Here is a 13735-nt window from a genome sequence, read left to right as displayed (position 1 = left end):
TGTGAAAAACGAGCGTGTCGTGGAGCTAACGGGCGAAGGCTACTTCGAAGTTTCTAAAAATCGACAAAAGCCATTCAAGGTGAAGGTGAACGAGGTGGAAATAGAAGTGTTGGGGACGCACTTTAACATCATGGCCTACGCGAACGAAGGACATCTTACCACCACCTTGCTCGAAGGGTCAGTGAAAGTAAATAAGGGAAGTAAGAGTCAGTTGATGGTACCCGGGCAGCAGGCCCGGATAGGGGAGGACATCCTGCTGAGAAATGTGGATGTGGAAGAAGCGGTTGCCTGGAAAAACGGGCTTTTCTATTTCAATAATGCGGATATCGCAACCATTATGCGGCAACTGGAACGATGGTACGGGATAGAGGCCGCCTACAGCGGTGCGATCTCTTCAAAGCACTTCTCGGGTATCATCTCCCGTGATACAGAAATAGACAAGGTGCTGGAGATGCTCTCTTTGACCAAAACTGTCCGGTTCAAAACAGAGGGAAGAAGAATAGTTGTCACAACGATTTAACGTTTGAGGGCACGCTATAACAACAGGTGCAGTATCCCTGTCCATGAGAAAGTATTGGATGTAAACGCAAATACAATCAGTTAAGACTTGAACCTTACCCATTACCCAAACACCCTTCTTTTATGAAACAAAATTTACTATTCAGGAGTGGCAGGCAGCTTATGAAATCCCTCTACAGGCCGTTTCCTCTCAAGCGGTTAGCGATTTCAGCCATGCTCGTGACAAGCCTACATGTGCATGCCCACGGTTTTGCACAGGGGATCTCTATTACCAAGCAAAATGCTACGCTTGAAGAGGTCTTCAAGACTATCAGCAAACAGAGCGGTTACTTGTTTCTCTACAATGACGAGCTATTGCAGCAGGCCAAACCGGTCACACTTGATCTGACAGAAGCAACATTGGAGCGCGTGCTGGACGAGTGCTTCGAGAACCAGCCGCTGACTTACAGCCTGGTAGAGAATACCATCGTTGTAAAGCCCGTAGAGACAATCCGGAAGCAGCAGGCCGATGTTACGGTAAAGGGAAAAGTAACGGATCAGAACGGCGTAGGACTCCCCGGCGTGACAATAGTGCTGAAAGGGACGAATAAAGGCGTGCCGACAGATGGGGAAGGCAACTTTGCTATCACTGTCCCGGATGGAAAAGGTACTCTTTTGTTCTCCTATATTGGCTTTCAGCCCCAGGAAGTGGAGATCAACAACCGTGTTGCCATCAATGTGACTCTTTTGGAAGACACCAAGGCACTGGAAGAAGTCGTGATCGTAGGCTATGGTACCCAAAAGAAAGCAAACCTGACGGGCGCCGTTGACCAGGTCAATGCCGAAGACATCGCCCTGCGCCCGGCCAATGACATTACCAGTTCCCTGCAGGGCCTGATGCCCGGCCTGAACATACAGGTTAATAACGGTGATCCGACGGCAACACCTGACATCAACATCAGAGGGTTTAACTCTATCAATGGGGGCGGTCCGCTCGTGCTGATCGATGGCATTGAGGGGGATATCACCCGGGTGAATCCGCAGGACGTGGAAAGCGTGACGGTGTTGAAAGATGCTGCTTCTGCCGCCATCTATGGTGCCAGAGGTGCTTTTGGCGTTATCCTGATCACCACTAAGACCGGGAAGGCAGGCGATATGGTGGTCAACTATTCTAACAACTTTGCCTGGACCACCCCAACCACCAGAACGGATTTCATTTCAGACCCCTACAAGTATGGAAAGACCGTAGATGCTGCTCTTTTCGGGTATAACGGCACCACCTATACCGGCTACAATGACCTGGATTGGGAAACGATCCGGATGGTAGCTAACGGCGAAATTGAGCCCTTTCATGAACTGCAGCCCAACGGAACACATAAGTTCTTTTACAATACCAACTGGTACGATTACCTGTTCAAGAAGTACCAGTACTCCAACATGCACAACATCTCCGTGTCCGGGGGAACCGAGAAACTAAAAGGTTATTTGTCAGGAAGGATCTTCGACAGAGAGACGATCAACAACATCGCTGAAGGGGGTATGGACCGCTATAACCTCAAAGCCAATATTAATTTTAAGCCTACCAAATGGCTGGAGCTGTCCAATAATACCCTTTTTAACCATGAGAAGGACGAGGAGTTCGGCGGCTTCCGGAATGGCTATGGCGGTATCTGGAGTACAACTACCTGGTACCAGCTCTACCCCTTTGCCCCTAACATGATTGACGGTGTTCCTACCGATGTTTTTGGGCAGGGCGGACCGGCTGCCATGGAGGATGGCAATAACTGGCAACGATTCAACACCGAGGAATTTACCAATACCTTCCGGGTAAAAGTAACGCCGCTGAAAAATCTGGACATCAACTTTAACTACAGTAACCGCATCACCAATACGGCCAATACTTACAGGCTGAACGAGTTTGAACTACTGACCAGCGAAAGACTGGCGCAGCAGACCGTAGGTGTGAACAGCCTGAGTGAATACCGCTGGCGCGACTATTACAACGCCCTGAATGCCTTCGGAACCTATTCACTTAGCCTGGGCAACAAGCATAACTTCAAATTGATGGCTGGTTTTAACCAGGAGCAATTTGACCGGGACAGGGTGATGGCCCAACAAGGCGGGTTGCTGATCCGGGACCTGGAAAACCTGGCACTCGGTACCGAACTGATGGCAGCTGACGGCTCTTCGGAACTGTGGGCCGTGCAAGGGTACTTTGGCCGCTTCAACTACGACTATGATGGCAAATACCTGCTGGAGGTAAACACACGCTACGATGGTTCTTCCCGCTTCCCCAATGAAAGCAGATGGGGCTTGTTCCCATCGGTATCGGCAGGCTGGCAGGTAAACAGGGAAAGTTTCTGGGAGCCGCTGGAGAATGTCGTGAGTTTCTTCAAGCTGCGAGCATCGTATGGCTCGCTGGGCAACCAGAACATCTCTACCAACACCTTCCAGCAGACCATGAGCATCGGCAGCTCTGACTGGTTGGACAATGGCCAGCGCATCATCTATGCCAGTGCGCCTAACCCGCTTCCTAAAGTAGTGAGCTGGGAGACAACCAGTACCATCAATTTCGGCGCTGATCTGGGTTTCTTCCGGAACAGACTGATGGCCTCCATTGATGTATATGAGAAGAAGACAGAGGATATGTACCTGCCCGGAACCCCGCTGCCTGGTGTGTTCGGGGCCGCTGAGCCGAGGGAGAACTTAGCTTCCCTCAGGAACAGAGGTTTTGACCTGAGCCTGAGCTACAACAATAGCTTTGAGGTGGGAGGTTCGCCGCTTACTATTTCAGCCACGGGCAGTGTGTCCAACTTCAAAGGTGTCATCACCAAGTTTGATAACCCGAACGGCCTGATGAGCACTTACTGGGAAGGACAGGAACTGGGGCAAATCTGGGGTTACCATGTAGCCGGGCAGTTCCAGTCGGATGAGGAGGCGCTGGCTTACCAGAACTCCTTTGTAAACCCTTCCAACAGCCTGGGCAATGTGTACAACTACATCCTGAACGTGGTGCAAAACAACGACTGGAGCGTGCTGAGAGCCGGCGACATCAAATACGTGGACGTGGACGGTGACGGAAGAATTGACAGAGGGAATTATACCCTGGAAGACCATGGCGACCTGCAGCCGATCGGGAATGCCATGCCGAAGTTCCCGTTTGGCTTTAACGTGAGCGCCAACTGGAAAGGCTTTGACGTGTCTGTTGCCGGTGCCGGTGTAGCCAAGCAGAACTGGTACCCGACCGGGGACATTTACTGGGGCACGTACCAGCGGCCATACCTGTCCTTCCTGCGCGAAGACCTGGTAGACAATGCCTGGACCCCGGAAAACCCTGGAAGCAAATACCCCCAGATCGAAAGAGGCTATGCCTCCCTGGGCAGCGGCCGCTCCCTGTATGAGATGAACGACTACTACATGGAGAACATCGGGTACCTGCGCGTGAAGAACATGACCTTCGGCTATACCTTACCGGAGGGGCTGACCTCAAAAATAAGCGTGAAAAAACTGCGGGTATACTTTAGCGGGGAGAACCTGCTGACCTGGCGGTTCGGAGACCTTACCAAGTATGTCGATCCGGAGCAGGCAGGCTCGGCCATCAACTACTCAAACCCCGGAAGCGCTGTCGGCAGAGCTGACTTACGGTCTTATCCGATGGGTAAAACTTATTCAATGGGTATCAACGTGACCCTATAATTCACCCTGATGATATCAACGAAAAAGATGAATAGAATATACATTACCTCCGTTTTCGCTTTAATTGCCATCCTGTTTTCAGGTTGTGAGAAAGAATTTCTGGACCGGCCACCCAAGGATGTGGTAGATGCAGAATTTTTCTTTACAACAGCCACCGACCTGGAAGTGGCTACCAATGATTTTTATACCATGCTGCCTACCACCGCGGTGTACAGCGACGATGCCTCTTCGGATAACATCCTGCCGCTGATTGCATCCGAAAGGGTAAGAGGCGGCCGCATCGTGCCGACCACCCGTGGCAGTGGGGGATGGTCCTGGGGAAGGCTCCGGGACATAAACTTCTTTCTGCAGAATTACCACCGGGTACCTGACGAGGCAGCTAAGCGCAAGTACGGCGGCATAGCCCGCTTCTTTAGAGCCTACTTCTACTTCGATAAGGTGCAACGCTTTGGCGATGTGCCCTGGTACGGGAAAGTGCTGGAGGCCGGCGACCCGGATTTGTACAAGGCGCGCGATTCAAGAAAACTGGTAATCGATTCTGTGATGGCTGACATTGACTTTGCCATTGCCAACATCCCGGCAGAGGTAAAGGTTAACCGCATCACCAGGTATACGGCACTGCTTCTGAAGGCCAGAATTGCCTTACATGAAGGTACATTCAGAAAGTACCATGGGCTGGGCGATTATGAAGAACTGCTACAGGAAGCTGCCGCTGCCTCCCAGGAGCTGATCAATTCCGGTGCCTACCGCTTGTTTACCACCGGAGGGGCAAACAGTGCTTACCGCGAGTTGTTTGCCAGAAACAACCAGGACGCTATTGAAACCATACTTGCCAGAGACTTTGACTCAGAACTGGGCCAGCACAACCTGGGCTACTTGATGACAGCGCCCACTCAGGGGGCCTGGGGGATCACCAAAGATGTGATCAACAGCTACCTGATGAAGGACGGCAGCAGGTTTACCGACATACCCGGCTACCAGACCAAGGGATTCTATGAGGAGATGCAGAACCGCGACCCCCGCCTGACGCAAACCACAGCCGGACCAAACTTTACTGTATACGGCGAGAGCATCCGCGAGCCGGTAAACCTCAACGGTACCACAACCGGGTATAGGGTGATCAAGGCCCTTCCGTCCAGAGATCAGTGGAGTGCAGCCTACTACGATATCATTATTTTCCGCTATGCGGAAGCCTTGCTGATACTGGCAGAAGCCAAAGCCGAACTAGGTACCCTGACGCAGCAGGACCTGGATATCAGCATCAATAAGCTCAGAGACAGGGTCGGCATGCCGCATCTTGACCTGGCGCAGGCCAATGCCAAGCCTGATCCTTACCTGGCCACTATGTATCCGAACGTGGACCAGGGAGGAAACAAAGGCGTGATTCTGGAGATCCGGCGTGAGCGTAGAATAGAGCTGTTCAATGAGGGACATAGATGGGATGACCTTCTGCGCTGGAAAGAAGGCAAAAAGATCGAGCAGCCGATGCTGGGTATCTACTTCTCTGGCCTTGGCGCGCATGACTTCAACAACGATGGCACAGCGGATGTGTTCCTGCATAATGGGAACGCTTCTGGCGCACCTAAAGAGGCCTCCACCATCATCAATGTGCAACAAAGGCCATTAACCAACGGCACCTCGGGGTACCTGAATCCTTTCCAGCTAGGCGGTTACTTTGATGAAAACCGGGACTATTATTACCCGCTCCCGATTGAGGACCTGAGGTTGAACGAGAATCTGGTGCAAAACCCTAACTGGGAATAATTATTTCACGATTATGATACGAACAGATATGTTAACGATACTACTTACCTGCCTGCTAAGCTTTTCTGCATGCGATTCAGGTTCGGATACGCCCGCGCCGGAAGAACCCAAGACGGAAACACCAGCAGCACCCCTTAAAATTGGCTATGGCCTGGGCATCGGCAACTTCACGCCTGAGAAGCTGCAGTATGCCAAGTCAGTGGGGATCACCTACGTGGAAGCCTCCGGAATGTCTACTTTTCTCGATGGCAACCGGAAGTTCAAGCTGACCGATGAGGAGATCATCAAAAAGCTAACGGATGCCAAGAAGGCCGCCGACGCAGCCGGCATCAAGGTATGGTCGGTGCATATGCCCTATGGCCAGAACATCGACCTTTCCATCATCAATGAAGCCGATCGGCAGGACGTGGTGGCAAAGCAGAAAAAATTGGTTGGTTTCCTGAAGATACTCGAGCCGGAGATCATCCTTTTCCACCCGAGCTATTACCTGGGACTCAACGAGCGGGACATGCGCAAAAGTCAGCTGATCAAGTCTGCCATCGAGCTTGATGAAGCGGTACGGGACATCAATGCCACTATGGTGATCGAGAACATGCTCGGGCCCGAGCTATTGGCCAGTAACGGCAGGGAAAGGCCTTTGATGCGCACGGTGGAGGAGACCCAGGAGATTTTCGCGAGGCTGCCCAAAACCATCTACTCCGCCATCGACATGAACCACATCAAGAACCCGGAGAAGCTGATCAAGGCCACGGGGAGCCGCCTGAAAACAGTGCACATCGCCGATGGCACAGGGGCGGCGGAGAACCATTTCTTCCCGTGCTCGGGTGAGGGGAAAAACGACTGGAACGCTATTCTGGCAGCATTGGACGAGGTTGGCTATACCGGACCTTTTATGTATGAGAGCGCTTTCGAAGATGAAAAAGACCTCATAACCTGCTACCAGACGCTTTACAAAAACTATATCAATAGCAAGTAGGCAGGTATAATTGCCTGTTATGGCGGAGGCCTTTGCTAACTAAAACAGAATCAAGTCATGGACAAAATACTATACTCCAACTTTATCACGCGGTTCTTATTGGGAGCCCTGCTACTGCTCAGCCTGGCTGGCTGTAAAAAGGATGACGAGGCGTTTGAGCCAAAGCTGTTCCTGGAAAACGATACCTTCTCTGTGGCTAACACCAGCAGCAAGCACACCATCGTATTTTTAACCAACCAGCCGTGGCAGGTGGAGTCGGATGCAGACTGGATCGTTTTTGACGAAACGAGTGGGGAAAAAGGCAAAATCACTCTTGCTTTTACCGTGCTGGAAAACGACGACGACGAAAGGACTGGAAAGATAACCATCTCAGCAAACGGAGCCACGCAGCAAGAGATCCAGGTGGTACAGGAAGCCGGAAACAGGGACGACATCTATGTGAAAGTAGGGGCATCCGGGGAGGGCTACTCCTGGGCTGAGGCCACCAGCCTGGAGAATGCATTGGCTATTGCAGTTAGTGGGAATACCATTCACATTGCCGAGGGTGTCTATACGCCTACTGTAACCGTTACCGGTGGCAATCCGGCTGATGCCGGGGATATAACCTTTGAGATAGCAAAGTACGTGAGGGTGAAAGGCGGCTATCCGGCAGATGCCGTGGAAGGCAGCGAGGCGAATCACCAGCAATACGCTACCGTCCTTTCGGGTGGGGGAGTGGCCTACCACGTGGTGACCGTCTCCGCTCCTAAGTCAGAGGGGCAGAAAGTGGTGCTGGAAGGCCTGAAAATTACCGAGGGCAAAGCTGGTACGGCCACTACCTCGGCCACTATAAACGGCACCGCTTTCCGAAGGGACTATGGGGGTGGCATCACCATCGGAAAAGCCGTAGTGGACATACTCGACACCGAGATTGTGGATAACAAGTCAGATAAGAATGTGGCGGGCCTTTACGCTTTTGGCGGATCAGTAGTAACCATCAAAAACAGCAAAGTCAACAACAACATATCGGCTGGCAACGCCGGTGGGGTCTGGATCAGCGAGTCCGTTGCCCACATCTACGACTCCGAGTTTATTGGCAATGCAGGCGGAACAGCAGCCGGCGTGCATGGTTATCCGGAGGCTACGATCAATATGTACAACTCGGTAATTGCAGACAATAAAGGTAAATCCTATGGGGCAGGTTTCTACATCCGGCAGAACTCCAAGGGCAACCTGGTCAACTGCCTGATCTATGGCAATACCAGCACCTCCAAGAACGGTGGCGGTGGCGTCATGCTATATAACAACAACGAGGTGAACCTCATCAACACGACTATAACTGGCAACAGCATTGCTGGCCCCGGTGGAGGTGTCTACAGAGAGTCAGGTGTTAACAAAGTGAGCATCTATAACTCTATTATTTCAGGAAACGTGCAGGCAAACGACGGACCTGACGTTGATGCTAAGGAAGCCGATGCGCTGGCCCCGGTTATTCAATCGTCGGTGTTGGGGAGTGTGGCCTATGATGCAAGAGGTGAAGCAATAGAAGGCACCAGCTTTAACGCCGGCGCGATGCTAAGCCCGGCTTTTGTACCTGTTGGTGCGAATAATCCTGCTTTGGAGCATGGCATGGCAACCGAGGATCTGGTGAAAGTAGGCGGTGGCCTTTCCCCTGCTGTAGAGAACAGTATCATCACGGCTGACCTCTTCAGAAACAGCCGCTCCGGTCTGCGCATTATGGGAGCAGTGGTGCGTAGTGAATAAACCTTGTAAACGGCTACAGGACAAGCGTACTGCGCTTCCAGTAGCCGTTTTTATTTGCTTTCAGGTATGGAGGGATGCCTTCAGAAGTAGAAATGTAGGATCAAGAGGGCCTGTGAGTTTGCTCGCTTCTTTTGTATATAACAGCTTACCATGAGAAACAGAATTTTCCGGAACCTGCCAGCAGCCCGGGCAGCGTTTGTCTTACTACTAACCCTGAGTTTTTTTCAGGCTTCTGCTCAGCATGATGGGGGAGACAGAAGGAAAGGCATGCTCATCCTCGGATCAGCCGATCTGCAAACCCTGATAGAAAGGGTAGACATTGGCTTCAAACTCTATACCTCAGGAGTTGCGTTTGACTACATCATCGTCTCTGGGGGCTGTGCTGCACATAAATCCCAGATCTGTGAAGCTTCCGAGATGAAGGCCCGGCTGACGGAGAAGGGAGTTCCGGCTGAGATCATCTTCAAAGAAGAAAAATCTAAAAGCACGGTGCAAAACTACGCTTACAGCAGCATGCTGCGGAAGGCAGATGGCGCCAGGGTGATCAATCCGGGGGATAAGCTGTATGTGGTGTCAAACCATTGGCATGCCATTCCGGTGGCCGCTCGCTTTACAGCAAACGACAGCGTTACGGCTGTGTACCATGTGGAAGGAGGCATTCTACCTAAAAATACGGATAAGGTAAACTATACCAATATTTTCGATCCTGAGATCAGCAGTGACGCCTTTACTGCCAAAGCCCTGTGGCCCAGGGTAGAGGCCAGTTTTTCAGTGGAGAACAAAAAGAAGGGCCAGCATACCTCCTATCGTTTCCTGAGTGGGATAGTATCTGTGCAAGCCTCAGCTGGACCGGGCGAGGAACAGGCTGAAAAAGTTACAGAAGCAATGCCGGCTATACCTGCCGCCTGGGCAGGCGAAATTGATGCGGCTTACTATAACAGCATCGACAAGATGGTGTACATTTTTAAAGGAAGACAGTATAGCCGTTTCTCGCCTGACGCCAAAGTGATTGACCCCGGTTACCCGAAACCATTGACAGACCTGGTGAGGAACCTGCCAGCCAATTGGCAAAAAGGCTATATTGATGCCGCCTTCTTTCATCCGAAAACCAGTGAGATTTTCCTCTTCAAAGGAGAGGAGTACCTGCGTGTATCAGCAAAAAACTACCGTATTGCCGCAGGCTTCCCGAAAAAAATCAACACGCTTATCCCGGATTGGCCCTTTGCTTGGGGGAGCGGCGATGTGGATGCCGCCGACTATAACAGCAAAGAAAATAAGGTATACCTGTACAGGGGGAAAGAATACCTGGTGATCTCCCTGGATGGAAATCCAACGTTAGAGCCGGGCTATCCGAAGCCGATGGAGTTGGCATGGCCCGAAGCCATACTTGGAAAGAAATGATCCATACCTAGCCACAGAGGTATGGCCAGGTATAAATAAATTGAATTAAAGTAGAATGAGAAAGCTTTTAGCCCTGCTATTGCTCCCGGCCATGCTTTTGGTCGGGTGTTCCAAAGATGAAGTTAGTCCGGGTACTACCCCGCCTGTATTACAGGCGCCCCAGACCGCTGAAGAGCAGCTCGCGAACGCGGATTGGGAAACAAGGGAAGTGTCGAAGGCCGTCGTTTGGAAGTACAAGCACTTTAAAGATCTTTTCAACTCAAACCAAAGCATCACCATTCTGGACATCGACCTCAACAAAAGCGGTTTAAAAGTGGAGGTACCCCATGTGGTTTCGGGCTTTCTGAAAACGAGCGAGGGAGCGGCAAGCGTGCGGGCCACGGCAGCCATCAACGGTTCTTACTTTGATACATCCAAAGGCGGCTCAACGGTCTTCTTCAAAAAGAACGGCCAGATCATCAATACCACACGAAGCGGGTTTACTCCTTACCGGGAGAATGCCGGGTTCGCTATCGGCGCCGACGGGCGCATTGCTGTGGTGAAAAAGCCTGCTGCTGGCTGGAGTTCGCTCACGGATGTCAACACCTTGCTCGCCTCAGGCCCTTTGCTGGTGCTGGAGGACAAGCCGGTAGACCAGGTGCAGGAAGCTTTCAATACGAACCGGCACCCCAGAACGGCGGTGGGCATCACAGCTGATAACCACCTGATAGCCGTGGTAGTGGACGGCAGGCTCTCGCAGGCCCACGGCATGACGACAAAAGAGCTGGCTACCGTGATGCATGCGCTCGGCTGTGTGGAAGCGATGAACCTGGATGGTGGAGGTTCCTCAACAGCCTGGGTCAGAAACCGGGGCGTGGTAAACTACCCCTGCGACAATAGTAAGTTCGACCATGAAGGGGAACGTGGAGTGGCAACCGTGATAACCTTTGTGGAAAGCTAACAGCAGCAAGGAGTATAGGGAGAAGCAGGTATAGGAGGTATAGTGCCTAACTGCTACCTCCTTGTAAGTAGGAACAACCGGAGCCCGGTGCTGCAAATACCAACCAGAAACTAACAGGTATACCTAAGAATGAAACGATTTGCTATCAGATGTACGCAGGCATTGGTTTGCGCTGTGACCATAAGCCTCTCCTATGCGCAAACGCCTGTGTTTAGACCGGCCACTGATTTTACACTGGTTGGAAAAATACTACCTACCCTACAGGTATACCACCGGGTAGACACTACGCAGCACCCCGACATGCCTCCGGCTGTCAAACGGTTGGTGACAAATTCAACCGGCCTTGCCATTGCCTTTAAAACAAACAGCACCACCATTTCAGCCAAGTGGTGCACCAGCAGCCGCAAAACCCTGCCCAACATGACAGCCATTGCCTATGAGGGCCTTGACCTGTATATTAAAAAGGATGGCCGCTGGCAATTTGCAGGTATAGGAAGACCTAACGGGGACTGTACCGAATCTACCCTGGTCAGCAATATGGCCGAAGGCGAGAAAGAGTGCCTGCTCTACCTGCCTTTGTACGACGAGACAGTAAGCCTGGAAATTGGCGTGGAAGCGGGAGCCACGATACAGCCTTCGCCTGACCCTTTCCGGAAGCGCATCCTCATGTATGGCTCCAGCATCCTGCAGGGCGCCTCGGCCAGCCGGCCAGGTATGGCGTATCCAGCACGGCTAAGCCGGGACACCGGCCTCAACTTTCTCAACCTGGGCCTGAGTGGCAGCGCCAAGATGGAAAAGGCCGTGGCCGACATGATCGCCACTGTCTCAGCCGATGCCTTCGTGCTGGACTGTGTGCCCAACTCTTCCCCTGAGGAGATCCGTGAGCGAACGGCCTACCTGGTGAACACCATCAGGAAACATCATCCTAAAGTCCCCATCCTGGTTATTCCAAGGACTGTCCGGGAGCACGGAGCTTTCGACCAGAAAGTAGGGGATGGGGTAAAAGCGCAAAATGAGCAGATAAAGCAGGAGGTTGCAAAGCTGTTGCGCAGCGGGGTGAAGGATCTATACCTGCTCTCCTACGACAAGGGACTCGGCAATGACCATGAAGGCACGGTAGACGGAGCACACCCTAATGATCTCGGCTTTGACCGTATGCTGCAGGAGTTAAAGCCGCAGTTTTTAAGCATATTCAGGAAGTATCACCTCCTGTTGGATTAGAAGGCAGTACGTGGAGTGCCGAACTACAGGAAGACAGGGGTAGAATGAAGCCCCATACCCGTATAGGCTGAAAACGGCTGCATACACTACCAGGACCTGTTGCAAGCTTTTCGCAGCTTCGTCCTCTTTGGCAATGGTTTGTTGAAGCACACCAACTAGAAGTGCATTTTTGATTTTAGCTATACCTACCACTTCTTTTCAGCTTCCGGGAACAGGTTAGAAGACTCGCTGTTTTCAGTTAAATATACTTGTCCCGGATGGAATTCCTACCTGGAGCTAGAGATAGAGTAATAGGTTTGTTTAAGTATAACGGTTTTATAGTAATTAAGGAGGTTGTTAAGTAGGGTTTAGTGAAAAGCTTTATTTTAATCGAGTGGACAAATAAAAAACGCTAACCATTTTTGAAGCAGTTAGCGTCTAAAATTCTACTTGTGCTCCCGAGCGTACGAATTTCGAACCATTTCTTATGGAAGATCTAAAAGATTGAGCAGCCAGGGAAAGAGTAAGTTTAGTTGCTGCGGAAATGAAAATATGCCTGTTGTCTTCCGCAGTGACCTTTAAAGATTTCTTCTTAAGTTAGCTGCTGTAGTTCCCTCTCTATGTTCATTTTCATGATCCAAACTTGAAAATATTTCCTGCAGTACTGCTATGCAAGCGGCTTTCTAGGGTTGGCTAAGAAAGCTTTTTTCAATGCAGGAGGATCATTTTCTTTGGCTTTCCGGATCCTGTAGATACTACTTTCCTGTTGTTTTTAGGTGAGCCAGGAGGTATTAAAAGCCATCCTGATGTGAAGGTAAATCCTGTTCAGAGGGCTTCGTACCTTGTGAATATTTTTCTTATCACCTTCAGTGCCTTGTAGAGGTGGTTTTCAATGTTACTGCTAGTTGTGTTCAGTTGTTGGGCAATTTCCCTGTTGCTCTTGCCTTCCACGCGGCTCATGATAAACACCTGCCTTCTAACCGGAGGGAGGGCGGCACAGGTGTCGTCCAGTAACTTGGACAAATCCTTGTACGCGACAGCTTCTTCTGTGAAACACCCAGCGTGCTTGCCGTTGACCATGATGTATTGCGTGAAGGCAAATTCAGTCGCCTTGCTCCGCGCTTTGTTATAAACCAGGTTCTTGGCGATACTAAAAAGATAGCCGTCAAAGTTTTGCTCCGGATCCAACTGATGCCGTCGTTCCCACACCTTTAGAAACACCTCCTGCACGACTTCTTCTGCATCCTCCCGCTGTCTGACCAGGTGCAGGGCGAAAGCATACAGCCTGGGCTCAAACACCTGGTACAGGTGCTCAAACGCAGTCACATCTCCTGCACGGAGAGCTTCGATGGTGCTGGCCAAACTGGTTAGGCCCTCTGGCTTCATGATCAGGCTTTTGCTAGGGTGAGGTAGCTTCAACTAAAGCAGTCTTCTACGATAACGCATGCTAGAATAGCGTTTTCTAAATGTAGAAAGTAAAAGCTGAACTGCAAAAGTGAGTGCTTAATTATTTTTTT

The 13735-nt window shown here is 51.1% G+C and carries 9 protein-coding genes; 8 read left to right on the top strand and 1 reads right to left on the bottom strand.

Annotated features, from left to right (window positions below; genetic code table 11):
• From OB13_RS14680 to OB13_RS14645, 8 genes are all read left to right on the top strand, one after another.
• On the top strand, positions 1-520 hold a 520-nt coding region (locus OB13_RS14680), incomplete at its 5' end, for a FecR family protein (protein ID WP_461490922.1).
• Positions 521-732: 212 nt separating this feature from the next.
• On the top strand, positions 733-4194 hold the full coding sequence (locus tag OB13_RS14675; RefSeq protein ID WP_461490921.1) for a TonB-dependent receptor: 3462 nt from the start codon (positions 733-735) through the stop codon (positions 4192-4194).
• Positions 4195-4221: 27 nt separating this feature from the next.
• Positions 4222-5958 carry a RagB/SusD family nutrient uptake outer membrane protein gene (locus tag OB13_RS14670; protein ID WP_461490920.1) on the top strand — a complete coding sequence of 579 codons (1737 nt, stop codon included), beginning with the start codon at positions 4222-4224 and terminating at the stop codon, positions 5956-5958.
• 28 nt (positions 5959-5986) lie between these two features.
• Positions 5987-6934, top strand: a complete 948-nt coding sequence (locus OB13_RS14665) for a sugar phosphate isomerase/epimerase family protein (protein WP_461490919.1) — start codon at positions 5987-5989, stop codon at positions 6932-6934.
• 57 nt (positions 6935-6991) lie between these two features.
• On the top strand, positions 6992-8677 hold the full coding sequence (locus OB13_RS14660; protein WP_461490918.1) for a BACON domain-containing protein: 1686 nt from the start codon (positions 6992-6994) through the stop codon (positions 8675-8677).
• A 150-nt stretch (positions 8678-8827) separates the two neighbouring features.
• Positions 8828-10078, top strand: coding sequence for a hemopexin repeat-containing protein (locus OB13_RS14655; protein ID WP_461490917.1), 1251 nt, complete (start codon positions 8828-8830; stop codon positions 10076-10078).
• 55 nt (positions 10079-10133) lie between these two features.
• Positions 10134-11018: a phosphodiester glycosidase family protein gene (locus tag OB13_RS14650; protein ID WP_461490916.1), complete on the top strand. Its 885-nt coding sequence runs from the start codon at positions 10134-10136 to the stop codon at positions 11016-11018.
• Between the two features lie 129 nt (positions 11019-11147).
• A complete protein-coding gene (locus tag OB13_RS14645; protein ID WP_461490915.1) occupies positions 11148-12239 on the top strand; it encodes an SGNH/GDSL hydrolase family protein in 1092 nt (363 codons plus the stop codon).
• An 804-nt stretch (positions 12240-13043) separates the two neighbouring features.
• On the opposite strand, the gene OB13_RS14640 is transcribed toward OB13_RS14645, so the two are convergent.
• Positions 13044-13604 carry an RNA polymerase sigma factor gene (locus OB13_RS14640; protein WP_461490914.1) on the bottom strand — a complete coding sequence of 187 codons (561 nt, stop codon included), beginning with the start codon at positions 13602-13604 and terminating at the stop codon, positions 13044-13046.
• Between the last annotated feature and the right edge of the window lie 131 nt (positions 13605-13735).

The sequence above is a fragment of the Pontibacter sp. HJ8 genome, assembly GCF_054824225.1.
The sequence above is the reverse complement of the archived record's forward strand: the minus strand, read 5'-3'. Positions and strand labels throughout refer to the sequence as shown.